At 65.5% G+C, this 22,172-nt stretch carries 23 protein-coding genes; 11 read left to right on the top strand and 12 right to left on the bottom strand.

The features are described 5' to 3' along the window. Positions 1–123: 123 nt before the first annotated feature. Both VRZ08_RS03700 and VRZ08_RS03705 read right to left on the bottom strand, forming a co-directional pair. Positions 124–729: a PAS domain-containing protein gene (locus tag VRZ08_RS03700; RefSeq protein ID WP_264075354.1), complete on the bottom strand. Its 606-nt coding sequence runs from the start codon at positions 727–729 to the stop codon at positions 124–126. 79 nt (positions 730–808) lie between these two features. Then, complete coding sequence (locus VRZ08_RS03705; RefSeq protein WP_107354078.1) at positions 809–2,173, bottom strand: MmgE/PrpD family protein; 1,365 nt, start codon at positions 2,171–2,173, stop codon at positions 809–811. 170 nt (positions 2,174–2,343) lie between these two features. On the opposite strand from VRZ08_RS03705, the gene VRZ08_RS03710 reads away from it, so the two are divergent. Beyond that, entirely contained in the window at positions 2,344–3,456 is a 1,113-nt protein-coding gene (locus VRZ08_RS03710; protein ID WP_414531602.1) for an FUSC family protein, read from the top strand. A gap of 1 nt (position 3,457) precedes the next feature. On the opposite strand, the gene VRZ08_RS03715 is transcribed toward VRZ08_RS03710, so the two are convergent. Further along, on the bottom strand, positions 3,458–3,919 hold the full coding sequence (locus tag VRZ08_RS03715; RefSeq protein ID WP_107342768.1) for a DUF2269 family protein: 462 nt from the start codon (positions 3,917–3,919) through the stop codon (positions 3,458–3,460). Between the two features lie 323 nt (positions 3,920–4,242). On the opposite strand from VRZ08_RS03715, the gene VRZ08_RS03720 reads away from it, so the two are divergent. The 3 genes from VRZ08_RS03720 (at position 4,243) to VRZ08_RS03730 (ending at position 6,402) form a co-directional block, all read left to right on the top strand. Beyond that, positions 4,243–4,506 (top strand): hypothetical protein, encoded by a 264-nt coding sequence (locus VRZ08_RS03720; RefSeq protein ID WP_107354080.1) that lies wholly within the window; start codon positions 4,243–4,245, stop codon positions 4,504–4,506. 173 nt (positions 4,507–4,679) lie between these two features. Continuing rightward, positions 4,680–5,864, top strand: a complete 1,185-nt coding sequence (locus VRZ08_RS03725) for a PHB depolymerase family esterase (RefSeq protein WP_414531603.1) — start codon at positions 4,680–4,682, stop codon at positions 5,862–5,864. A gap of 118 nt (positions 5,865–5,982) precedes the next feature. Continuing rightward, positions 5,983–6,402, top strand: coding sequence for a DUF1236 domain-containing protein (locus VRZ08_RS03730; RefSeq protein ID WP_107342771.1), 420 nt, complete (start codon positions 5,983–5,985; stop codon positions 6,400–6,402). Positions 6,403–6,465: 63 nt separating this feature from the next. Here the strand turns inward: VRZ08_RS03730 and VRZ08_RS03735 are convergent, their stop codons facing one another. From VRZ08_RS03735 to VRZ08_RS03745, 3 genes are all read right to left on the bottom strand, one after another. Further along, complete coding sequence (locus VRZ08_RS03735; RefSeq protein WP_263990428.1) at positions 6,466–7,362, bottom strand: AraC family transcriptional regulator; 897 nt, start codon at positions 7,360–7,362, stop codon at positions 6,466–6,468. Positions 7,363–7,685: 323 nt separating this feature from the next. Then, a complete protein-coding gene (locus VRZ08_RS03740; protein WP_414531604.1) occupies positions 7,686–8,351 on the bottom strand; it encodes an MBL fold metallo-hydrolase in 666 nt (221 codons plus the stop codon). 90 nt (positions 8,352–8,441) lie between these two features. Further along, positions 8,442–9,560, bottom strand: a complete 1,119-nt coding sequence (locus tag VRZ08_RS03745) for a vWA domain-containing protein (protein ID WP_414531605.1) — start codon at positions 9,558–9,560, stop codon at positions 8,442–8,444. A 154-nt stretch (positions 9,561–9,714) separates the two neighbouring features. Between VRZ08_RS03745 and VRZ08_RS03750 the strand changes: the two genes are divergently transcribed. Next, positions 9,715–10,197, top strand: a complete 483-nt coding sequence (locus VRZ08_RS03750; protein ID WP_414531606.1) for an MmcB family DNA repair protein — start codon at positions 9,715–9,717, stop codon at positions 10,195–10,197. Between the two features lie 132 nt (positions 10,198–10,329). Here the strand turns inward: VRZ08_RS03750 and VRZ08_RS03755 are convergent, their stop codons facing one another. Together VRZ08_RS03755 and VRZ08_RS03760 are read right to left on the bottom strand one after the other, a co-directional pair. Beyond that, entirely contained in the window at positions 10,330–10,884 is a 555-nt protein-coding gene (locus tag VRZ08_RS03755; RefSeq protein ID WP_107342775.1) for an ActR/PrrA/RegA family redox response regulator transcription factor, read from the bottom strand. 91 nt (positions 10,885–10,975) lie between these two features. After that, on the bottom strand, positions 10,976–12,298 hold the full coding sequence (locus tag VRZ08_RS03760) for an ActS/PrrB/RegB family redox-sensitive histidine kinase (RefSeq protein WP_107354084.1): 1,323 nt from the start codon (positions 12,296–12,298) through the stop codon (positions 10,976–10,978). Between the two features lie 107 nt (positions 12,299–12,405). Here VRZ08_RS03760 and VRZ08_RS03765 point away from each other — a divergent pair, with 107 nt between their 5' ends. The 4 genes from VRZ08_RS03765 to VRZ08_RS03780 all read left to right on the top strand — a co-directional run bounded on the left by VRZ08_RS03765 (position 12,406) and on the right by VRZ08_RS03780 (position 16,586). Next, positions 12,406–13,203, top strand: coding sequence for an ABC transporter ATP-binding protein (locus tag VRZ08_RS03765; RefSeq protein ID WP_414531827.1), 798 nt, complete (start codon positions 12,406–12,408; stop codon positions 13,201–13,203). After that, positions 13,200–14,030, top strand: coding sequence for an ABC transporter permease (locus VRZ08_RS03770; protein ID WP_107342778.1), 831 nt, complete (start codon positions 13,200–13,202; stop codon positions 14,028–14,030). Before VRZ08_RS03765 ends, VRZ08_RS03770 begins: the two co-directional genes overlap by 4 nt. A 138-nt stretch (positions 14,031–14,168) precedes the next feature. Next, positions 14,169–15,497 (top strand): polyhydroxyalkanoate depolymerase, encoded by a 1,329-nt coding sequence (locus tag VRZ08_RS03775; RefSeq protein ID WP_107342779.1) that lies wholly within the window; start codon positions 14,169–14,171, stop codon positions 15,495–15,497. A 255-nt stretch (positions 15,498–15,752) separates the two neighbouring features. Further along, on the top strand, positions 15,753–16,586 hold the full coding sequence (locus VRZ08_RS03780; RefSeq protein WP_107342780.1) for a M48 family metallopeptidase: 834 nt from the start codon (positions 15,753–15,755) through the stop codon (positions 16,584–16,586). 64 nt (positions 16,587–16,650) lie between these two features. On the opposite strand, the gene VRZ08_RS03785 is transcribed toward VRZ08_RS03780, so the two are convergent. Next, a complete protein-coding gene (locus tag VRZ08_RS03785) occupies positions 16,651–18,864 on the bottom strand; it encodes a PBP1A family penicillin-binding protein (RefSeq protein ID WP_414531607.1) in 2,214 nt (737 codons plus the stop codon). A gap of 181 nt (positions 18,865–19,045) precedes the next feature. On the opposite strand from VRZ08_RS03785, the gene VRZ08_RS03790 reads away from it, so the two are divergent. Continuing rightward, positions 19,046–19,297 (top strand): hypothetical protein, encoded by a 252-nt coding sequence (locus VRZ08_RS03790; RefSeq protein WP_107357377.1) that lies wholly within the window; start codon positions 19,046–19,048, stop codon positions 19,295–19,297. A gap of 95 nt (positions 19,298–19,392) precedes the next feature. Here VRZ08_RS03790 and VRZ08_RS03795 read toward each other — a convergent pair whose 3' ends face one another. The 3 genes from VRZ08_RS03795 to VRZ08_RS03805 form a co-directional block, all read right to left on the bottom strand. Beyond that, on the bottom strand, positions 19,393–19,605 hold the full coding sequence (locus VRZ08_RS03795; protein WP_107342781.1) for a hypothetical protein: 213 nt from the start codon (positions 19,603–19,605) through the stop codon (positions 19,393–19,395). Between the two features lie 290 nt (positions 19,606–19,895). Further along, positions 19,896–21,116, bottom strand: coding sequence for an ABC transporter substrate-binding protein (locus VRZ08_RS03800; RefSeq protein ID WP_107342782.1), 1,221 nt, complete (start codon positions 21,114–21,116; stop codon positions 19,896–19,898). Between the two features lie 151 nt (positions 21,117–21,267). Then, positions 21,268–21,630, bottom strand: coding sequence for a DUF1304 domain-containing protein (locus VRZ08_RS03805; RefSeq protein ID WP_414531608.1), 363 nt, complete (start codon positions 21,628–21,630; stop codon positions 21,268–21,270). Between the two features lie 81 nt (positions 21,631–21,711). Between VRZ08_RS03805 and VRZ08_RS03810 the strand changes: the two genes are divergently transcribed. After that, positions 21,712–22,140, top strand: coding sequence for a DUF1330 domain-containing protein (locus VRZ08_RS03810; RefSeq protein WP_414531609.1), 429 nt, complete (start codon positions 21,712–21,714; stop codon positions 22,138–22,140). Positions 22,141–22,172 lie beyond the last annotated feature (32 nt).

Genomic DNA, 22,172 nt, shown 5'->3' on the forward strand with positions numbered 1-22,172 from the left:
CGTCACAACCATAGACGTTCCGGACAACGCCTTCCAGACGCATGAGCAGGACGATGGTTTCGCCACGGCTTCGTGACCGGCCGGAAAGGGGATGTCGCTGTGTGCGCCGAGGACCGCCGCCGGCTAATTCGCCAGCACTTCGGCGGTAACGTCCTCGACATTGTGCAGCAGGCACATCAGCTTGCCGTCGGCGTCGCGCACCGGGGTGTTGATCGACTGCCAATAGCGCTCGACGAACACGCCCTCGGCGTTGCGGACATCGTAGCGCTGCACGGCGAGCGCGTGCGGCTGACCGGTCTCCACGACGGTGCGCAGTGAGTTGTAGACGTTGCTCACGCCGTCGGCGGTCTCGATCGCCGGATTGTCCGGGAAGATTTCGAACAGAGGCTGGCCGACGATGCTATCGCGCGATGTGAACGTGGCGCGCGCATAGGCGTCGTTGATGTCGATGATCTTTAGGCCGGGGCCGGCATCGATCAGCATGTAGGGATGGTCGGAGGCATCGAAGCCGGCGCGGATTTGCGCCAGCACCGAATTGAGATCGCCGCCGCGGTTGCGATGCGCCAGCGGCGACAGGTCGGCGCCGGAGAGCTGCGAGTGCAGCAGCGCCAGTTCGCGCTTGGCCGACGATAGCAGGCCGAGCAGCGTCCGCCGCAGCTTCTCATCCTCTGCCGTTTCGAGCAGCTTTTGGAAGTGCGCGATATTCTGTTCACAGACGAAGCGTTGCATCGACCGCTCTCCGTGGTCCGGGAGTGTCGGCTCTTTTGCTACGCCAGATTGTGAGTATGTCAATACCGTCGATGGTTCCCTAGCGTCCCAAGGCGGTTGCTTCGCTTACCTTGGCGAAGCGCTCCAGCGTCAGCACCGCATCGGCAAAACTCTGCGCGCGACCGTCCAGCACCGGACGGGCGAGCTGCAGGAATTTCTGCGTCATCGCCTGGTCGCTCGGGAACGAGTTCGGCTCGCCGGACGGATCGGCGTAGATCCGTTCATGCACGCCGTCCTCGGTGGTGATCGACACGCGGGCGCCGAACGGATGGGTTTTGCCTTCGAGCCGTTCGTCGCGCACCACGTCGAACTTGTCCGCGAGCGCATCGATCGCCGGATCGCCAAGCCGCGTGTAATCGTCCCAGCCGAAGCTGCCCTGCTCCAGCGCCAATGCGCCGGTGAAGAACATCGAGAACTGACCGCCGACGATCGAGCGCGGATGCCGCTTGGTCGGGGCGTCGCCGGTGAGCGTGATGCCGTTCTTGTGCAGCCCGACTTCGACGCGCGTGATTTGCGCCGGCGTCAGATTGTGCTCGCGTCGCATCGCGATCAGCGCGTCGATCGCCGCGTGAGTGTAGCGGCAGCTCGGATACGGCTTTACGCCGATCTTCATGGTCTCATAGACGCTGCCGAGATCGGCGACCGCTTTGTCGTGATGCGGCGTGTCGGTGTAGCCGACCAGCAGACCATGGATGCCTTCGACCGACTCGGTCGAGCCGATGAAGCCGTTCTTCGCCAGTGTCGCGGCGATCACGCCGTTCATCGCGGCGGCGCCGACCTGATAGCGCTTATTCCATGCACCATTGACCAGGAATTGCAGCGAGCCTGCGGCCTGGCTGCCCGACACGCCGAACGCCGCGACGATCTGATCCTGCGACAGGCCGAACAGCTTGGCGGCGGCGGCCGCGGCGCCGTAGGTGCCGGCGGTTGCGGTGGGATGGAAGCCGCGCGCGTAGTGCGAGGTCGGATCGAGCGCGTTGCCGAGCCGGCAGCACACTTCATAGCCGGCGACGATCGCGGTCAGCACATCGCGGCCCGAGGCGCCGACCAGTTCGCCGACCGCGAACGCGGCCGGCACCACCGGTGCCGAGGGATGCAGCGAGGAGTCGGCGTGGGTGTCGTCGAAATCGAGCGAGTGCCCGAGCGCACCGTTCAGCAGCGCCGCCACCGCCGGGGTCCAGCGCTTGTCATCGCCGAACACCGTGGAGTCGCCGGCTCCGTCGAGCGACAGCGCCTGCAGCATCTGCAGGATCGACGGCGTCGATTCGGCTTCGCGCCGGGCGCGAATCGCGCTGCCGAGGAAGTCCAGCGTCAGCAGCTTGGCGCGCGCCAGAACGTCTTGCGGAATGTCGGTGAATTGCAGCGCGGCGACGTAGCCTGCGAGCGTGGCGGTTTCGTTGGCCATCTGGGCTCCCTCTTTTGCGCGGCACGTTAGGCGGGCCGCGGACGCGGTTCAAGCCGCGCCGGTGCAGGGCCCATCCGCAGTGGTGCGGATTTGCGCGGTGCGCAGGGCCGTGCTCTCTGGCGCGGGTGATTCCGCGCCAGACGGTGCAACCGGAACGATTGCTGCCGCCGATGACATCCTCCAGGACACGCCTGCTTTCGCAATGGAAACCACGCCAGCCACAATGGGGACTGGCGCTGCGTATCACCCTCGCGGCGCTGCTTGCGCTTGGGGTCGCGCAGAGTCTGCATTTGCATCTGCCGCTGTGGGCGGTGCTCACCGCGATCATCGTGACGCAGACCAGCGTCGGACGGTCGTTGAAAACGGCGGGCGATTATCTCGTCGGCACCATCGGCGGCGCGATCTACGGCGGCGCCATCACGATCTTCGTGCCGCATCACAGCGAGCTCGGGCTGCTCGGGGCTCTGGCGCTGGCGGTCGCGCCGTTGGCGCTGCTGGCGGCCATCAAGCCTAACCTCAACGTCGCCACGGTGACGGCGATCATCGTGCTGCTGGTGCCGACCATCACCAAGGTGGAGCCGCTGGCCTCGGCGATCGACCGCGTGCTCGAAGTCGGGGTCGGGGCGATCGTGGGGCTGGCGGTGTCGTTCGTGGTGCTGCCGTCGCGGGCGCAGGGGCTGGCGCTCGCCGCCGCGGCGCGCTCGCTGGAGTTGATGGCCGATGCGCTCGGTGCGCTGCTGGCCGGCCTGACCAAGGGCCTCGACAACGACGCGCTGCACCGGCTGCAGGACGGCATCGGCGCGTCGCTGGTGACGCTGGCCGAAATCGGCGCCGAGGCGCAGCGCGAGCGCAACGCCGGGCTGTCGCGCGGGCCGGATGTCGCGCCGCTGGTCCGCACGCTGCTGCGGCTGCGCCACGATCTGGTGATGGTCGGTCGCTCCGTCACCGCGCCGCTGCCGCCGTCTCTGCAGGAGCGGCTCGGTGGCGCGATCGACAATCTGCGCCTTGCTGCGACCTCGCATCTGGCCGCCTGCGCCGAGGCGCTGCGCCAGCGCCATGAGCCGCCGCCGCTGGGCCCAATGGAACAGGCGCTGGCCGCCTATGCGGCCGAGGTCGCCGCGGTGCGACGCGACGGGCTGATCCGGGCGCTGCCGGGCGATCAGGCCGAGCGGTTCTTCGCGCTCGGTTTCGCCATGGAGCAGCTCCACCAGAACTTCCGCGACCTGGAAATGCGGGTCACCGAATGGGGCCAGCCCAGCAAGCCGACCGCGCGGGTCGCGTAGCTCAGATTTTGTAGACCATCACGAACACGGCCGCGACCAGCGGCACCGTGGCGATGATGCCCCAGACCAGCCAGGTCTTGGCGTCGCGCCAGTACTGCGCCGGGATTTCGCCGCCCTGGGCGAAACTGCGCGCAAGGCGCGCCTGCCGGATCTGCAGCGGGATCAGGATGCCGAGCCACATCACGCCCGAGACCACGAACAGGATCTGCCCGGCCACCAGCCAGAACGAGGAAAACAGCGGCATGTCCTTCACCAGCGCGGCGCCGTAGCCGCCGATGATGATCAGGGCGATGCCGGCCAGGGTGAAGATGAAATCCGAGACCGTCACGCCGCGCTGCGCATGTGCCACGATCTTCGGATCGCGGGTCATGTCGGAGAACGCCTTCCAGAAGGCTGTGATGGTGACGTTGCCGACCAGCACGACCACGCCGACGACGTGGAGAAACTTGAACACATCATACATCGGGTCTGTTCCGCGCCTGTGCCGTCGTGACCAGCACTCCGCCGCGCCACTGCTCGAATTTTCGTTTTGTGCTCATGGTTTTGGGATGATTTGTCAAATCGACCTTCGTCGCCGGGAAAGCTGCAGCGCAAAGGAATAACGCGCGCATCGCTGAGCGCATGCGTTTTCGGTCCCACATCTTCGCCCCCACATCGGCCGGACTGCTTCAACACGCCGCGCGTAGCTTCAATCCAGCCTGCTCGTCGCCTCGGTTCCGGGCGTACGGCAGGAACGCTTAGGCTGCTTTGGGGTTGGGCCGGCGTGACAGCGACAGGAGCTCACCTATGAAACAGGCATTGCTTGCTGCGCTCTGCTGCGCAGCAATCGGCACGTTTGCCGGTACCGCCTCGGCCCAGACCACCGGACCGGCGCCGCAGGATTCGACCAAGATGAACAACGGCATGTCCGGCGGCGGCTCGCCCGGGATGTCCGATAACGGCATGTCCAAAGGCTCGACCCAGGGCATGGCGACCAGCAAATCGAAAAAGCACTCCTCGAAGAAGAACGACGTGCAGCCCAGCAGCATGTCGAAGGGGCCCGCCAAGTAGCTCGCGTTTTCGGGATTCCTCCCCGACTATGGCCCGCAGCAGCAAGCTGCGGGTCTTTTTGTGACCGCGGATCATCGGCTGGCGCAGACCGGCTGGTCGCCCGCGCGGGCCTACCATATTGCACCGCAGCAATTATATCCGTGCCAGGGCAGGGGCCCAGACCAGGAGCGACCGTGTCACTGAAAGACCATATCGATTTCCTCGGCCAGCTCCGAAAAATGCACAGTCTCAATGGCTTGGCTTGGGGCGAGGCGGCTCACGACAGCCGTCTCACCGAGACCACCGCGTTCGGCGCCAATCCCGGCGACTTGCGGATGTTCTCGTTCGTCCCTGAGGGGGTCACCCAGAAACTGCCCCTGGTCGTTGTTCTGCACGGCTGCACCCAGAATGCCGCCGGCTATGAGATCGGCGCCGGCTGGTGCACGCTGGCGCAGCGTTACGGCTTCGCGCTGCTGCTGCCGGAGCAGACCCGCGCCAACAATCCCAACACCTGCTTCAACTGGTTCGCGCCCGACGACATCCGCCGCGACAGCGGCGAGGTCGGCTCGATCCGGCAGATGGTCGAGCACATGGCGCGCAGCCATCACATCGACCGTGCACGGATCTTCGTCACCGGTCTGTCGGCGGGCGGCGCGATGGCGGCGGCGATGCTCGCGACTTATCCGGACGTGTTCGCCGGCGGCGCGGTGATCGCGGGCTTGCCTTTCGGTGTCGCGCTCAATGTGCGGCAGGCGCTGAAGGAAATGCGTCACGCCTCGGCGCGCACGGGCCATCAGCTCGGCGATCTGGTGCGCGGTGCCGCTGCGCACAAAGGGCCATGGCCGAAGCTGGCGGTGTGGCACGGCGATGCCGACCGGACGGTCGATCCGGCCAATGCCGACGCGCTGGTCCGGCAATGGCTCGACCTGCACGGGCTGCCCGAGGCGCCGATGTCTCAGAACAAGATCGACGGCTATCCGCACCGCGTGTGGTGGAATTCGAGCGGCGAGACCGTGGTGGAATCTTACACCATCACCGGCATGGCGCATGGCACGCCGCTCGGTGCAGGCGCCGGGGATGAACGCTATGGCGTGGCCGGGGCCTATTTGCTCGATGTCGGGATTTCATCGTCCTATCACATCGCGCAGTTCTTCGGCCTGACCGGGCGGGTCTATCAGACGCGATCGCCGGAAAAGACGGCGGTGGCACGAGCCGCCACGGATGGACATCGCTCCGGTGCGACCGACACTCCTCACCGCAAGTCGCAGCAGCGATCCAACAAGGCCGGCGCGTCGGATGAGGCGCCTGATACCAAGCGCGGGCTCGATGTCGGCGCTGTGATTACCCGCGCCCTCACCGCCGCAGGATTGATGAAGTAAGCGCTGGGTTCCCTGACTGGGTGCACCAATTATGCGCACGCAACGGTGCAGCGGAGTACGGAACGGATCGCCGAAGCGAGACTTGTCAGACCACCTTTCACCGAACGGGAGTCTGACCATGATTAATCGTTTTGCCGGAACCGCTATCGTCGTCCTTGCCCTTGCGGCGCCTGCTGTCGCCAACGCCCAGGGCGTTCCGGGCGGCATCGAGCGTGGTGCGCGCGATGGTGAGCGCGCCGCAGGTCCGGTTGGCGCGGTGGTTGGTGGAACGATCGGTGGCGTCGTCGGCGGCGTAGCCGGCATCCTGGGCGTGGATGATCGTCCGCAGTTCCGTCACTACGTGGTCGAGCAGCGTCATCCGTCGTTCCGCTATCGTGACGAAGTTCGCGTCGGCGTCGTGCTGCCCTCGGACGGCGTGACCTATTACGAGGTGCCGGACCGCTTCGGCCGCGCCAGCGAATATCGCTACACCGTGGTGAACGATCGCACCGTGCTGGTCGATCCGCGCACCCACAAGGTCGTCGAGATCATCGAATAATCGAACGACCTGATGAACGAGGGGCGGGCCGTGTCGGAGGGGACGCGGCCCGTTCTCTTATGTTCAGGGCCGCGCGCGCTGCAGCGTCTCGGAGGGCTTTTCGCCGAACATGTCGCGATAGTCGCGGGCGAAGTGGCCGAGGTTGGAGAAGCCGCAGGACAGCGCGGCTGCGGTCACGGTGGTCGGCGTCGATCCGTCCGACAGCAAATTATGGGCGTGCTGTAGCCGCACCCGCTTGGCGAACGCCATCGGCGAATAACCGCGGCTGCGCTGGAACGCCTTGAAGATGCCGCGCGAGCTGATGCCGGTGAGGGCGGTCAGCTTTTCGATGGTGATCGGCCGCATCCAGTTGGCTTCGATGTATTCCTCGACCTGCCGAACGTGCTTCGGCGCGATCCCGTGCGACTCGCGCTCGAGCTGCCGGCTGTAATTGTGCCGGAAGGCGCTGAGGAATAGCAGGGTGATGGCCTCCTGCAGCTCGCCCAGCACCACCGGCGGCAGCGGGCTGCAATTCAGCTGATTGGCCAGGAAGCACAGCATCCGGCGCAAGTTGACCACCTGCGGCGCTTCGTTGTTGGCCGCCGGCTCGAATTCGATCGACGCCTTCGGCTTACAGCCGAGCAGGGTGGTCAGCTTCCGCTCCAGCGCCGTGGTACTGACGCGCAGCAGGCTGAAGCTGTAGGAGGGACCATATTCGGTACGGGCATTGCGGCCCGGCGAGATGATGCCGGCCTGCCGCGCGTTGATCGCTGTGCTGGTGCCGCCGCTCCGGGTGATGAATTGCCCCGACAGAGCGATCTGCAGCCGCGCACATTCCCCCTCAGGGAATTCGACCACGATTGATCCGGTGCCGACACCGAAGGCGAGCGCGATGTCATCGAGCTGGACGAAATTGCTGCGCGCGTGGAAATCGGCGCAGATCGGGCCTTCCACCAACTTGGCGCCGTAAACGGAGCTCAAGGCTTGGCGCAGTTCTTCCGGATCGGCGGTGTCAAACGCGGGGTACCGGGAGAGAGGTTCGTTGAGAAGCTCGACGGTCATCTCCGATTACGTCTCCAGTCCGCACGCAACATTCCGGCCGATCCTGGTAACAGAACGAGGGAACCGTAGGTCCTCGTAAGATTCCCAGGTATTTGCGGAAAATTGGACGTAGCAGCCGGCAATAGGTTCAAACGGCTGACCAGGGCACCGTTCGACGGCCCGCGCGCGATGCATTTCAGCCAGCGCGAACGAGTCGCGCCGGCCGGGTCAGCTCAGAAAAACGGATGAACCGGAGGTGGCGGTCAGGCTTCGCCGGTCAGGAATGGGTTGGTCAGGCGCTCCTGACCGAAGCTGGAGCCGGGCCCATGACCACAGATGAAGCCGACGTCGTCGCCGAGCGGCAGCAGCTTCTGAGTGATCGATTGGATCAGGGTGGCGTGACTGCCGCCGGGCAGGTCGGTGCGGCCGACCGAGCCGGCAAACAGCACGTCGCCGACGAAGGCGAACCGCATCGCATCGTTGAAGAACACGACGCTGCCCGGCGAATGGCCCGGGCAGTGCAGGATTTGGAAGCTCAGCTCGCCGATGCTGACGCTGTCGCCGTCGGCGAGCCAGCGGTCCGGGGTGACGTCGCGGACGCCGTCGATGCCGAAGCTGCGGCCGGAGTTGACGACATTGTCGAGCAGGAACTGGTCGTCGCGATGCGGGCCTATCACCTCGACCTTCAAGGCATCGCGCAGATCGGCGGCGCCGCCGACATGGTCGATGTGGCCATGAGTGAGCCAGATCGCGCCGACCTCGACGTTGGTCTTTTCGATCGCAGCCAGGATCTCCGGCACGTCGCCGCCGGGATCGACAACCACGGCTTTGCGGGACGCTTCGCACCACAACAGCGTGCAGTTCTGCTGGAACGGCGTCACGGGAATGATTGCGGCGCCGGCTTTGGCCTTGGTCTGGGTCTCGGTCATGGCCGGACAATGCCGCGTCGAAGAGGGTGAGTCAAAGCTCGGCTCACCCTCCGGTATCGCCGCTCGCGCCCGAACCGCCGGCAGCGCTCGCTATCGCTTGAGCTGCGCTTTCAGGGTCGCCTCGACCTCGCGGTCGAACGACGAAGCCTGCTTCGGCTGCTTGTCGCGCTGCGCCAGCAGATAGGCATCGCGCTGCTTCACCAGGGCCGCGAGTTTGTCGTTGAGCGCCTTGCGGGCCGTCATCTGGGCGTCGAGCTTTGCGGTCCGTTGCTCGGCCGGCAGCGCGCGCAGCTCCGGCGGCAGGTCCGCGTCCTTGACCTGATCGAGCTTCTGCCGCCCGGCCAGCACGTCGCTGACCAGATCGCCGCCGCCGGTCACGGCCTCGGACGAACTGCGGGCGCGCTTGTTGATGTAGCTGGCCATGTCGGACGCCGAGGCCGGTGCTGCGGCCGCGACCTTGGCGAGCTGTCCGGTCTTCTCTTCGGTCCGCCGCTGCATCGGCGCGGGGCCATAGGGGATTACGGTGCCGTTGATCTGCTGCTGCAGGATGATGATGTCGTCGTCATAGGGCGTCTGGATCACCACGATCTGCCCTCCGTCCTGCGGGATGGCGATGTAGCGGCCGCGTCCGCCGTCGGCGATCTCGTGCCACACCCGTGCGGTGTCCTGCGCGGTGCCGGCCTGCACCGCGTTGACGATGATGTCTTTCTGCCGGGCGACCGCCAGGGTCTCGGGGTATTTGGTGTCCTGCGCGTAGTCCATGTGCGGCGGAGCATCGCCGACCAGGAACACGATGCGGCGGGTCTCGCCGCCCTGCCGCCAATGCAGCTTGTTGATCGCCGTATCCAGCGCCTCGTTGACGCTTTCGGGCCAGTCGCCGCCGCCGCGCGCCTGCAGTTGCAGGAGCTGGCCGTAAAGGTCCTGGATGTCGGTGGTGAGGTCGACGCTGCGGACGACGTAGTCGTCGCCGATGTCCCGATAAGCGACCAGCCCCATCCGGATGTCGGCGTCGGGATTGTCGTTGAGGATGGTGGTGGCGATCGACCAGATCTTGCGCTTGGCGCCTTCGATCAGGCCGCTCATCGATCCGGTGGTATCGAGGACGAATGCGACTTCGACCGAGGGCCGCGCTTGCGCCGCCGTCGCGAAGGAGAGTGGAAGCGCCAGCGCGGCGGCAGCCAGCGCGGTTTTGAGAGTGATGCGTTTCATCGTGATGGTCTCCGGCGCCCCCCGCCAAGCCCGCAACTCAATGCTCCGCCGTGCGGCACCTCGAAAAGGTGCCGCCGCAACGGTCCTGCGGCCGAGAGCGGAACTGACGTGACCGGTTGGGCACCCGCTCCGACTTCGGCTAGACTTGGACGCGATGGAATCGAATGCCGTTCAAATGATTCTGCCGCGCGATCTGCGGCAGTCGGAGACCGCGCTCAGCATTGCGCGCGGCACGCAGCGGTTGCTGCGTTCGCTCGGCTTCGCCTGCGTCAGTGAACTACCGCTGCCGTCCGGGCGGCGCGCCGATCTGGTGGCGCTGAACGAGCGCGGCGAGATCTGGATCGTGGAGATCAAATCGTCGGTGGAGGATCTGCGGGCCGATCACAAATGGCCCGACTACCGGGCGCATTGCGACCGGCTGTTCTTCGCCTTCACTCAGGATCTGCCGTGCGAGATTTTTCCGGCCAACACCGGGCTGATCGTGGCCGACGGCTACGGCGCTCATCTGCATTGCGAAGCGCCGGAACACAAGCTGCCGGCGGCGACCCGCAAGGTGATGATGCTGCGCTTCGCGCTGGCCGCCGCCCAACGTCTCGGACGCCTCGCCGACCCGCAGGGATTTGCCGAAGGGGCGTAGCTCCGTCATTCCGGGGCGCCGCGTAGCGGCGAACCCGGAATCCCGATAGGTTGTTCGCGTGTCAGATTCCGGGTTCGCAAACTTCGTTCGCGCCCCGGAATGACCAGGCTGATAATCGACAGAGGGCTGGGCTTAGCGCGGGGCGCGCTTGGCGAGGATGCGCTGCAGGGTGCGGCGGTGCATGTTGAGGCGGCGCGCGGTCTCGGAGACGTTGCGGTTGCACATCTCGTAGATCCGCTGAATGTGCTCCCAGCGGACGCGGTCGGCCGACATCGGGTTCGGCGGCGGTTCGGATTTCTCGTTGCCGGTCGAGAGCAGCGCCGCGACGACGTCGTCGGCGTCCGCCGGCTTCGACAGATAGTCCACCGCGCCCATCTTCACCGCGGTCACGGCGGTGGCGATGTTGCCGTAGCCGGTCAGCACGATGGCGCGGCAATCGGGGCGCTCGCGCTTCAGCGCCGAGACCACATCGAGGCCGTTGCCGTCGCCGAGACGGAGATCGACCACGGCGAATGCCGGCGCCGCCTTGCCGATCTGGGCGAGACCGCTGGACACGCTGTCGCAGGCCGTGACCGCGAAGCCGCGCGTTTCCATAGCCCGTGCCAGCCGGTCGAGGAACGGCTTGTCGTCCTCCACGATCAGCAGCGAGCGATCGGTGTGGTCATTCAGTTCGGGAATGGCGTTCACGGCGGGGCTCCTCGTCGAGTGTCACAAGATATGGGGGTGCGACACCGCGCTGCCAAGAGCGTGCGCCTGCGACCGGAGCGCGCGGGGCAGATCAAGCCATTGTTTCTTCGGTCTTTTCGATGGTCTCGAAGCGGTTCCTGGGCCAGCTGAGCTGGACGATGGCACCGTGATCCGGGAAGGTCTTGTTGCGGAACTCGACCTTGGCGCCGGTGCGCTCCAGCAGGGTCCGGGCGATGAACACGCCGAGGCCGAGGCCCGACCGCTCGCGATTGGGATCGTCGGCGCTGCGGCGGCGCGACAGATAAGGCTCGCCGATCCGGCGCAGCACGTCCGGCTTGATGCCCGGACCGTCGTCCGACACCACGATCTGCACGGTCTCGGCGTTCCACCAGGCATTCACCTCGACGGCATTGCGGGCGAAGTCGACGGCGTTCTCCAGGATATTGCCGATGCCGTAAAGGATCGCGGGGTTGCGCATCACCACCGGCTCGGGTTCGCCGTGTTGCGCCAGCCGGATCTTGATGGCGATGCCGAAGTCGCGATGCGGCGCCACCGCTTCCTCGATCAGCGTCGACAGCGGCATCCGGTCGAACGGCGCGCCGGCCGACGACAGCTGGGCGATCTTGCCGAGGATCTCGCGGCAGCGCTGCGCCTGTTCGCGCAGGGTCCGCAGGTCGGAGGCCATCTCCGGCGGGGCGGTTTTTTCCAGTTCGCGCGAGATCAGGAAGATGGTCGACAGCGGCGTGCCGAGTTCGTGCGCGGCCGCGGCGGCGAGGCCATCGAGCTGGGTCAGATGCTGCTCACGTTCCAGCACCAGTTCGGCCGCCGACAGCGCGTCGGCGAGCTTGCGGGCCTCTTCGGTGACCTGGAAGGTGTAGAGGCTGGTGACGCCGATCGCGAGCAGGATCGAGAGCCAGACGCCGACCAGATAGATCCGCGGCAGCGCCACCGGCTCCTCGCCGGCCCAGGGCAGCGGCAGATGGCTGTAGCCGAGAAAGGCCGCGCAGCCGGCCGCGAAGATCCCGAGCGAGATCGTCATCCGGGTCGGCAGTGCCGTGGCGCTGATCAGCACCGGCCCGAGGAACAGGAATGCGAACGGGTTCTGCAGGCCGCCGGTAAAGTATAGCAGGCCCGCCAGTTCGGAGATGTTGAGCGCGAGCAGCAGCGCGGCGTAGATCGGCTCCATCCGCTGCATCGGGTTGAAGGCGATCTGCAGCGCGAGGTTGACCAGGCCCGACACGGCGATGATGACGATGCACGGCATCACCGCGAAGTCGAATTCCAGCCCTTCCGAAACCACGAAGATCGCGGCGAGCTGGCCGAGCGCCGCCAGCCAGCGCAGCCGCAGGATGGTATCGAGGCGAACGTGGCGCCGCGGATGCCGGAAGTCGGCGGAAATCAGATCATCGGACATGCGCCGGACAGTAGCGTCGGCGGCTCGGGATGCCAATTGACGCCGCCCGCGGCGGATCGCCCGGCGGCACGCTTGCGCTCACCGCCGGCAATCGCCAAACAGGCTCCATGATGGCGATCGATAGCGTTGGCCGGGTCGACTACCCGGCGGGGTCTTCCTCCGTGTCTGCGGCGATTGAAGTCTCGCATCTGGTCAAGACCTACAAGACCACGCGGGCGGTGGACGACATCTCGTTCCGGGTGCCGCGCGGCAGCATCACCGGGCTGCTCGGCGGCAACGGCGCCGGCAAGACCACGACGATCGCTATGATCATGGGGCTGGTGCTGCCGACCGCGGGGCGGATCCGCGTGCTCGGCTGCGCGATGCCGGAGCAGCGGGCCGACGTGCTCGGCCGGATCAATTTCGAAAGTCCCTATGTCGACATGCCGTCGCGGCTGACGGTGCGGCAGAACCTGACCGTGTTCGGCCAGCTCTACGCGGTCCCCGACCTGCGCGGCCGGATCGCCGACCTCGCCTCCGATTTCGACCTGACCGACTTTCTCGACCGCGCCTCCGGCAAGCTGTCGGCCGGGCAGAAAACCCGGGTGGCGCTGGCAAAGGCGCTGATCAACCAGCCCGAACTGCTGTTGCTCGACGAGCCGACCGCTTCGCTCGATCCCGACACCGCCGACTGGATCAGGTCGCATCTGGAGAGTTATCGCAAGCGGCGCGGCGCCAGCATCCTGCTGGCTTCGCACAACATGCTCGAAGTCGAGCGGCTGTGTGATCGCGTCGTGATCATGAAGCGCGGCCGGATCGAGGACGACGACACCCCGTCGGCCATCATGGCGCGCTATCACCGGTCGACGCTGGAGGAGGTGTTCCTCGACGTCGCCCGCGGCCGAGCCCGGGACGCTGAATCATGAGAAGTCTGATCGCCGGCCTCGAACTCGGTCACGGCCTCGCCTGGCATCGCATCAGCGCCATGGTGCTGCGCTATTGGTACCTGCTGCTGTCGTCATGGCCGCGGCTGTTCGAGCTGGTGTACTGGCCGGCGCTGCAAGTGATCACTTGGGGCTTTCTGCAGAGCTACGTGGCGCAGAACGCCGGGTTCTTCGCCCGCGCCGGCGGCACGCTGATCGGCGCGGTGATCCTGTGGGACATTCTGTTTCGCGGTCAGCTCGGGTTTTCGATCTCGTTTCTCGAGGAGATGTGGGCGCGCAATCTCGGCAACCTGATGATGAGCCCGCTGAAGCCGCTCGAGTTTCTGATCGCCTTGATGATCATGAGCCTGATCCGTCTTGCCATCGGTGTCGTGCCGATGGTGGTGCTGGCGATGACGCTGTTCGACTTCAACCTGTTCGGCTTCGGCCTGCCGCTTGGCGCGTTCTTCTGTAACCTGATCTTTACCTCGTGGGCGCTCGGCATCTTCGTGTCCGGGCTGGTGCTGCGCCATGGCCTGGGTGCCGAAAGCATCGTCTGGAGCTTGATGTTCGGCGTGATGCCGCTCGCCTGCGTCTACTATCCGGTCGCGGTGCTGCCGCATTGGCTGCAAGTCGTCGCCTGGATGCTGCCGCCGACCTACGTGTTCGAAGGCATGCGGGCGCTGTTGATCGATCATCAGTTTCGCGGCGATCTGATGCTATGGGCGCTCGGCATCAATGTGGTGCTGTTCGTGGCCGCGTTCATCAGCTTCCTGGCGATGCTGAACAGCGCCCGACGCCACGGCTCACTGATCCAGAGCGGCGAGTAGGATGAATCCGGACAGGCCTGTGGACTGTCCGTGCTTACTTTTTACGCGGTGAAGCGCATATTTCGATCTTGTGATTGACGCGCCTGTACCCAGCCGCCACTATGTTGCGCTGCACGGGGTTACGAGGGACACGACACGATGCCGGTTGTCATTGGTGAATTTGGTCGCCCGCCGGAGATGCCTGCGGAAGTCAGTCCGGCGCTGACCACGCCGATGTACTGGTTCTACGAGATGGCGCACGCCTCGCTGAATCCGGCGCGGGCGATGTCGGACGCGACCAAGCTGGCGTTCAAGAACCCGCTCAATCCGTGGAGCCACACCGAATTCGGCAAGTCGATTGCCGCGGCCTGCGAAGTGTTCGAGCGCACCACCCGCCGCTACGGCAAGCCGGAGTGGGGGCTCGACGACACCGAAGTCAACGGCATGCGGGTCCCGATCGAGATCCACAACGTCTGGGAAAAGCCGTTCTGCCGGCTGTTGTATTTCGAGCGCAAGCTGGAGCGACCGCTGCGCCATCCGCAGCCGCGGCTGCTGATCGTAGCGCCGATGTCCGGCCACTACGCCACGCTGCTGCGCGGCACGGTCGAGGCCTTCCTGCCGACCCATGAGGTCTACATCACCGACTGGGCCGACGCCCGGATGGTGCCGGCCGCGGCCGGGCGGTTCGACCTCGACGACTATGTCGATTACGTCATCGAGATGCTGCAGACGCTGGGCGGCAACGTTCACGTCATGGCGGTGTGCCAGCCATCGGTGCCGGTTCTGACCGCGGTGTCGGTGATGGAGGCCAACGAAGATCCGTTCGTGCCGCTGTCGATGACGCTGATGGGCGGCCCGATCGACACCCGCCGCAATCCGACCGCGGTGAACAATCTCGCGGCCGAGAAGGGTATCGACTGGTTCCGCAACCACGTCATCACCAAGGTGCCGTTCCCGCATCCGGGCTTCATGCGCGACGTCTATCCGGGGTTCCTGCAGCTCAACGGGTTCATCAGCATGAACCTCGACCGGCACATGGACGCGCATCGCAACCTGTTCAACCATCTGGTTCAGGGCGACGGCGACCTCGCCGACAAGCACCGCGAGTTCTACGACGAGTATCTGGCGGTGATGGATCTGACCGCGGAGTTCTATCTGCAGACGGTCGATCTGGTGTTCGTCAAGCACGCGCTGCCGAAAGGCGAGATGACGCATCGCGGCAAGCTGGTCGAGCCGTCGAAGGTCAAGCGCGTCGCGCTGATGACGGTGGAAGGCGAGAACGACGACATCTCCGGTCTCGGTCAGACCGAGGCGACGCACGGGCTGTGTTCGTCGATCCCGGATAATCGGCGCGTGCACTACGTGCAGAAGGGCGTCGGCCACTACGGTGTGTTCAACGGCTCGCGTTTCCGTTCGGAAATCGTGCCGCGTATCTGTGATTTCCATGCGTCGTCGGCCAGCGATACGCCGGCGCGCGCGGCGGAGTGACTACTACGCGTCGTCGTTAGCAGGCGCTGTGGATGACGCGTTGCTGCTGATCAGTTTGCGCTGATAAATCAAAGCGCAAGCGGTCTGATCAGTTGTGTACACAGCCTGGGGGAATCCGGATTCATGGGTTCCGCAAGTAGTGAGGAGTGAGTCACCTCTCAGGGTATCGTTTTGAATCGAAATTCGCGAAAATTTCGAGTTCCGAGCCCCATCACTTAGGGGTGCGACATCGGCTTTGCCCTGTATATTGGGCAAATGATTTGTTTTTGCGCCGAGCGCTTCCCATGGCGGCGGTTATGGCAGATTCCAGGGGACCTTCTTTTCCCTGGACCTGCAGACATGGCCCGCGCACTTCTCTATCGGCGCCCCACGGAGCCGTCGACAATCCCCGTCCGACACGGCTCGCAGTTCTTCGCCGTTCGCATTCGCCGCCACCGCCGCGCGCGACGTTACACATTGCGGATTCATCCGAGCGATCGCGAAGCGATTCTGACGATGCCGCCGCGCGGCACGCTGGCCGACGCCAAGGAATTCGCCCAGCGTCACGGCGCGTGGATCGCCGCGCGTCTCGGCCGGCTGCCGAAGGCGGCGCCGTTCCTGCCCGGCACGCTGGTGCCCCTCCGTGGCCAGGACCATAAGATCGTGCACCGCGCCGGGCGCGGCACGGTGTGGACCGAAGTGCGCGAGTCCGGTGAAAAGATCCTGTGCGTCGCTGGCGAGACCGAGCACATCGAGCGCCGGGTGCTTGATTTCCTCAAGCGCGAGGCCCGCCGCGATCTGCAGAAGGCCTGCGATCGCTATGCGCCGGAGCTCGGCGTGAAGGTGACGCGGCTGTCGATCCGCGACCAGTCGAGCCGTTGGGGCTCATGCACCTCGGCCGGCTCGCTGTCGTTCTCGTGGCGGCTGATCCTGGCGCCGCCTTATGTGCTGGACTATCTGGCGGCCCACGAAGTCGCGCATCTGGTCGAGATGAACCACTCGGCGCGGTTCTGGCGCGTGGTCGGCAAGGTCTGTCCGCAGATGGAGCGCGCCAAGACCTGGCTCGACTCCTACGGCAACGACCTGCACCGCTACGGCATCAGCGACTGAGGTGCGTTGGACGCGGGCGCGGTGACTGCGGCCTGCCGCGCGCCGCTCAGACTTGCACGCCGCATCACCGCCCGAACAGCCGATCCATCAGCCAGCCATCGAGGCCGGCGTCCGCCTCTGGCCGCACGTTGGCGCGGGTCGGCGGAGGCATGCGGCCTGCCCCGGGGGGCGGGGGCGCGTTGATCACCTGGGTTTCGCCGCGCGGGCCCGCCTGCGCGATGGTGCCGCCGCCCGTGGGCGGGGCGTTCAGGCCGCCGAGGCCGGCCGGCGGGCTGCTCGCGATCGGGCCGCCGCTCCAGTCGCCGGGCAAGGGCTGCGGAGTCTCGCCCTTGAGCGCTTCGCGCATGAAACGCGTCCACACCTCGACCGGCAGTCCGCCGCCGGTGGCCTTCTTGGTCGGCGAGTTGTCGTCGTTGCCGAGCCAGACGCCGGTGACCAGCGTCGAGGTGTAACCAAGGAACCAGGCGTCGCGGAAATCCTGGCTGGTGCCGGTCTTGCCGGCCGCAACCCAGCCCGGCAGGTCGGCCTTGTGGGCGGTGCCGGAGCGCAGCGTTTCCTGCATCATGGTGTTCATCATCGCCACCGCGCGGGGATCGACAACCCGGCTCGTCGGCTCGTCGCTGCGGACGTACAGCACCTTGTTGCCTTGCGCGGTACGGATCCGCTTCACCACATGCGGCGACACCAACAGTCCGCCATTGGCGAAGGTGGAGTAGGCGCCGACCAGCTCGGTCAGCGTCACTTCCGAAGTGCCGAGCGCGATCGACGGGTTGGCGTCGAGCTTGGAGGCGATGCCGAGCCGGTGCGCGGTGCGCACCACGTTCTTCGGCCCGACTTCGAGCCCGAGCCGCACCGCCACCGTGTTCAGTGACATCGCCAGCGCCTGGGTCAGGGTGACCGAGCCGAAATATTCGTGGGTGTAGTTCTCCGGCTTCCAGCCCTTGAGGTCGAGCGGGGCGTCCTGGCGGATGGTGTCAGGCGTCAGACCGGCTTCGACAGCCGTCAGATACACGAACGGCTTGAACGCCGAGCCGGGTTGCCGCTTGGCCGTGACGGCGCGGTTGAACTGGCTGTCGGCATAGTTGCGCCCGCCGATCATCGCCCGCACGGTGCCATCCGGTGCCATCGCCACCAGCGCGCCCTGTGTGACCTTGTATTTGACGCTCTTGGCCGCCAGCTCGTCGATGATCGCCGCCTCTGCCACCGATTGCAGCCTGGGATCGATCGAGGTCTCGACGATGATCGACTGGTCGATCTGCCCGACTAGATCGTCGAGCACCTCGGTGATCCAGTCGGCGACGTAGTTGATGGTGCCGGCGCCGGTCGGCTTGACTGTGTAAACCGGGTTGGCGATCGCGGCCTGGGCCTGCTTGTCGGTGACGAAGCCGGCCTCCGCCATCGCGGCCAGTACGATCTGAGCGCGCTTTTCGGCGCCTTCTGGATTGCGGTTCGGCGCGAGGCGCGACGGTGATTTGACCAGGCCCGCCAGCATCGCCGCCTCGACCAGCGTGACGTCCTTGGCCGATTTGCCGAAGTACTTCTGCGCCGCAGCCTCGACCCCGTAGGCGCCGGAGCCGAAATACACCCGGTTGAGATACAGTTCGAGGATCTCGGCCTTGGAGTGCTTGCGCTCCAGCCACAGCGCTAGCTCGACCTCCTGCAGCTTGCGGGTCAGCGTGCGGTCCTGGGTCAGGAACAGGTTCTTGGCGAGCTGCTGGGTCAGCGTCGAGCCGCCCTGCGACACGCCCCGGTGCAGCACGTTGGTGACCGCGGCGCGGGCGATGCCGAGCGGATCGACGCCGAAGTGCTGATAGAACCTGCGGTCTTCGATCGCGATGAAGGCCTTCGGCAAATACGGCGGCAGCTCCTTGAGGGCCACATTGGTGCCGGCCTGTTCGCCGCGCACCGCCATGGTCGAGCCGTTGTCGGCCACGATGGTGATCGTCGGCGGCCGCTTTGGAATCTCCAGCGATTGGATCGGCGGCAGATGCGCGCCCACCCAGACCATGACGCCGACCACGGCGAGCACCGCCCAGATGCCGGCGACCGCGCTCCAATACACCACGCGGCCGATCGCCTGGCGCACCGACGCGATCACGCCCTTGCGCGCCTTGCGCTTGCGCGCGCCGCCGCCGGCTTTGCCCGTGGGCTTCTTCTTTGGCTTGTCGTCGGCCACGTTCACCCGATCCTGCGGCGTCAGGCGCATGTCGGCGAGCGATTCACCGGACCCGAATTTCGGCTCTCGCCTCTCGCCGGCTTTTTTCCTACCCCACGCCATCGCATCGTCCACGCCGACCGTTGCGGCGACGCTAGCGAACCCGGTTTAAGGCCCGGTAAAGCGAAGGTTAAAGCCGGGTTCCCGATTTGATGGAACCGCACAGACTTGAGGCATCTCAAGACCTTGCGCTACAGCTCTGCGATCGATGCGGCGCCTGCCGACCGTACAGAAGGAACCAGTGATGACCAGGGTGTTGAGGACCGCGGAGGAGATCGAGGCGCTGCTGCTGCAGGACGTCCGCGGCCAGCGTCACTGCGACAAGGTCGAGGCGATCCGGATTCGGCCGTGCCAGCCCTGTGACGACACCAATGGTGCGAATTGGAAGGTCGCCACGGTCGATCCCGGCCAGGCCAGCCGGGAATTTGCCGGCGCCGCGGTGATGACCGCGATGGATCGGCTGCAGCGCGAAGTCAGCGCGATCCCGTGGGAGTAATCGTGAGGGTCAACACCACCGGCCGGTTCTGATTTGGGCAGAGCCGTTCCTTTGGTGAGTGTCAGGCCGCTGTGTCGGCAATCGGGTATCGGCGGTTAGTGATAGTTGCGACGGCGCGGTGCAGCGCCGATCTCGCCCATCAGCCAGCTCTTCATCTTGGCCCGGCTGGCGAACCGCTTGGCCTCTTCGAGCAGCTCGTCGCGCTCCTCGCCGGCCGGCGTCAGCGCCGCCTCGATGTACTTGGCGACCGCCAGCTCCTCGAGCTGTTCGACGGTGAAATAGCGGTTGCTGGTGCTGTCTGCTCTCATGCTGATCCGCCGCCGCCGGCAGCGCCTCCACTCAACGGCTTCCACTCCCGTCTGTTGGCGGCATTCGAACGCGATTCGGGCAGGCTGTCTGTGCAGAATTGGTCGATACCCGGCGATGTACCGGGGTAGAAAGGCCGTCTTCTGGTATCCGGCTGAATAAGCCGTCCTCTGTGAGGATCGGGAAACCGCCCTCGGAGATCGGCTTTGCTACTATCGTGATGGGGAAATCCGGGGCGCGAGTTCCACCCGCGACCCGGAATGAAGTGCTGCTGCCGAACTGATTGCTGCGATCACATCGCCGCGTCGTCCTCGATGATCGGGCCGAACAGCTCCCAGCGCTCGCCGTTGAACTTCATCATCCGGAGCTGCTTGTTGACGCGGAAGTCGGTCGGCGAGGTGTTGACCGACATGCCCGGCAGCGACAGGTCGCCGACGACATTCTTCAGGTTGGCGGCCTGTTTCATGACGTTCTCGCGGGTCAGGTTGTCGCCGCACTGCTTGAGGATGGTGACCAGCAGCTCCGCGGTGCTGTAGCCGTAGCTGTTGACGGTGTTGAGCTTGTCGCCATCCGGATAGTACTTATCCATGAAGGCGAAATACTTCTTCACGCCCTCGTCGTTGGCCCATTGCGGATCGGCAGGGTCCTTGCCGTAATTGACGCTGATGATGCCCTTAGAGATGTCGAGGCCGGCCGGCTTCAGCGTGGCCGATACCGGGCTTGCGTTGATATCGAGGATATGGATCGGATTCCAGCCGAGGTCCGCGACCTTCTTGATCGCCTGCGCGGCGAAGCGCGGCGTCGAAGCGTCGTACAGCAGCGTGGCGCCCGCGGACTTCAGCTTGACGATCTGCGAGTCGACGGTCGGATCGGTGAGTTCGTAGGAGGCTTCGGCGACGATCATCTTGTCGGCCTTGTCGCCGAGGGCGGCGCGCAGGCCGGTGACGTAGTCGCGGCCGAGATCATCGTTCTGGAACAGGATGCCGATCTTGGCGTCGGGGTGATTCTGCAGGATATAGCGGCCGTAGATGCGGCCTTCGGTCTGGTAGTTGGGGTTGAAGCCCATCGTCCACGGGAAGTTCTTCGGATCGGTGAACCGCGTCGCGCCGGTGGCGGCGAGCAGTTGCGGCACCTTCTTGGCATTGAGATATTTCTGCACCGCGGCGTTGGATGGCGTGCCGATGATCTGGAAGGTCAGCAGCACCTCGTCGCTCTCGACCAGCTTGCGGACCTGCTCGACGGCCTTGGGCGGCGAATAGGCGTCGTCGTACTGGATCAGGTTGATCTTGCGGCCGTTGATGCCGCCTTGATCATTGATCATCCGCATATAGGCGGCCTGGGTCTTGCCGATGCCGGCGTAAGCGGAGGCGGGGCCGGAGAACGGCACGGTCTGGCCGATCTTGATCTCGGTGTCGGACGCTCCCGGATCGTATTTCTTTTGCGCCGCGGCGGGCACGGCGGTCAGCGCAACGGTCGCAAGAGCCGCCACGGCGGCCTGATACAGGCTCTTCATCGCTGGTCTACTCCCTCATGGCTTATGACCGGCGGCGTTTTGCCTGCCGCCGTTAGCGGGGAGTGTGGATCAGCACTCGAGGCCTGGCAATGCCGCGATGGCGCGCCGTTGCAATTTGCCGCGCTGTGCGATGCAGCATCCTGCTTGCCGACTACGCGACCCACGCTGCGATCAGCGCCACCACAGCGGGAGCTGCCTGGACGTAGAGAATGCGCCGGCTCACCGTCCAGGCGCCGTACAATCCGGCGACGATGACGCAGCCGAGGAAGAAGGTGGCAAGTTGCAGCGCCACTGCGGCGTTCGGATGCAGCAGCGACCAGATCAGTCCGGCCGCCAGGAAGCCGTTGTACAGCCCCTGATTGCCAGCCAGCACCGCAGACGCCGCGGCTTTGTCGGGACTATTGCGAAACACCTTGAGCCCGAGCGGCTTGGTCCAGAGAAACATCTCGAGCACGAGAAAGAAGACGTGCAGGGCCGCGACCAGCGCGACAAGAAGGGTGGCAGCGGCGTTCACGCACAGGCTCCAGTGGCAGACATCGGCGGCTCAATCGTGATACTAGCACGGCCAAACAAATTCAAAGCAACAGGAGGGCGCATGATCAGCCATATCGATCCGACCAAGGAAGTGTTCGCGCAGTTTCGCGAGATGGATCGTCCGGGGCCGATCCATATGCTCAACCTGGTGCGGCTGAAGCCGCGTGCTGCCTATCCAGACGGTCGCGACGCAACCGGCGCCGAAGCCTATGCGGCGTACGGCCGCGACTCGGGCCCGGTGTTCGAGCGGCTCGGCGGCAAGGTGGTGTGGCAGGGCCAGTTCGAACTGATGCTGATCGGCCCGCAGGACGAACACTGGGATCACGTGTTCATCGCCGAGTACCCAAGCGTTGCGGCATTCGTGGAGATGATTCGCGATCCGGTGTATCGCGAGGCGGTGAACCACCGTCAGGCGGCCGTCGAGGATTCCCGGTTGATCCGCCTGAAGCCGCTGAAGCCTGGCAAAGGATTCGGCGAAATCCCGAACTGATGCGCCGGACGTCAGGATAGGACTATAGGTAG

The sequence above is a fragment of the Rhodopseudomonas sp. G2_2311 genome (assembly GCF_047501505.1).
Classification (GTDB): domain Bacteria; phylum Pseudomonadota; class Alphaproteobacteria; order Rhizobiales; family Xanthobacteraceae; genus Rhodopseudomonas; species Rhodopseudomonas palustris_H.

What these genes read in the sequence shown, in the direction of transcription:
- VRZ08_RS03720 (WP_107354080.1), top strand. Translation starts at nt 4,243, where the DNA reads ATGAAACAGGCATTGCTTGCTGCGCTCTGCTGCGCAGCAATCGGCACG.
- VRZ08_RS03775 (WP_107342779.1), top strand. Translation starts at nt 14,169, where the DNA reads ATGCCGGTTGTCATTGGTGAATTTGGTCGCCCGCCGGAGATGCCTGCG.
- VRZ08_RS03760 (WP_107354084.1), bottom strand. Translation starts at nt 12,298, where the DNA reads ATGTCCGATGATCTGATTTCCGCCGACTTCCGGCATCCGCGGCGCCAC.
- VRZ08_RS03740 (WP_414531604.1), bottom strand. Translation starts at nt 8,351, where the DNA reads ATGACCGAGACCCAGACCAAGGCCAAAGCCGGCGCCGCAATCATTCCC.
- VRZ08_RS03710 (WP_414531602.1), top strand. Translation starts at nt 2,344, where the DNA reads ATGACATCCTCCAGGACACGCCTGCTTTCGCAATGGAAACCACGCCAG.
- VRZ08_RS03765 (WP_414531827.1), top strand. Translation starts at nt 12,406, where the DNA reads ATGATGGCGATCGATAGCGTTGGCCGGGTCGACTACCCGGCGGGGTCT.
- VRZ08_RS03715 (WP_107342768.1), bottom strand. Translation starts at nt 3,919, where the DNA reads ATGTATGATGTGTTCAAGTTTCTCCACGTCGTCGGCGTGGTCGTGCTG.
- VRZ08_RS03785 (WP_414531607.1), bottom strand. Translation starts at nt 18,864, where the DNA reads ATGGCGTGGGGTAGGAAAAAAGCCGGCGAGAGGCGAGAGCCGAAATTC.
- VRZ08_RS03790 (WP_107357377.1), top strand. Translation starts at nt 19,046, where the DNA reads ATGACCAGGGTGTTGAGGACCGCGGAGGAGATCGAGGCGCTGCTGCTG.
- VRZ08_RS03795 (WP_107342781.1), bottom strand. Translation starts at nt 19,605, where the DNA reads ATGAGAGCAGACAGCACCAGCAACCGCTATTTCACCGTCGAACAGCTC.
- VRZ08_RS03745 (WP_414531605.1), bottom strand. Translation starts at nt 9,560, where the DNA reads ATGAAACGCATCACTCTCAAAACCGCGCTGGCTGCCGCCGCGCTGGCG.
- VRZ08_RS03810 (WP_414531609.1), top strand. Translation starts at nt 21,712, where the DNA reads ATGATCAGCCATATCGATCCGACCAAGGAAGTGTTCGCGCAGTTTCGC.
- VRZ08_RS03730 (WP_107342771.1), top strand. Translation starts at nt 5,983, where the DNA reads ATGATTAATCGTTTTGCCGGAACCGCTATCGTCGTCCTTGCCCTTGCG.
- VRZ08_RS03800 (WP_107342782.1), bottom strand. Translation starts at nt 21,116, where the DNA reads ATGAAGAGCCTGTATCAGGCCGCCGTGGCGGCTCTTGCGACCGTTGCG.
- VRZ08_RS03770 (WP_107342778.1), top strand. Translation starts at nt 13,200, where the DNA reads ATGAGAAGTCTGATCGCCGGCCTCGAACTCGGTCACGGCCTCGCCTGG.
- VRZ08_RS03780 (WP_107342780.1), top strand. Translation starts at nt 15,753, where the DNA reads ATGATTTGTTTTTGCGCCGAGCGCTTCCCATGGCGGCGGTTATGGCAG.
- VRZ08_RS03700 (WP_264075354.1), bottom strand. Translation starts at nt 729, where the DNA reads ATGCAACGCTTCGTCTGTGAACAGAATATCGCGCACTTCCAAAAGCTG.
- VRZ08_RS03705 (WP_107354078.1), bottom strand. Translation starts at nt 2,173, where the DNA reads ATGGCCAACGAAACCGCCACGCTCGCAGGCTACGTCGCCGCGCTGCAA.
- VRZ08_RS03750 (WP_414531606.1), top strand. Translation starts at nt 9,715, where the DNA reads ATGGAATCGAATGCCGTTCAAATGATTCTGCCGCGCGATCTGCGGCAG.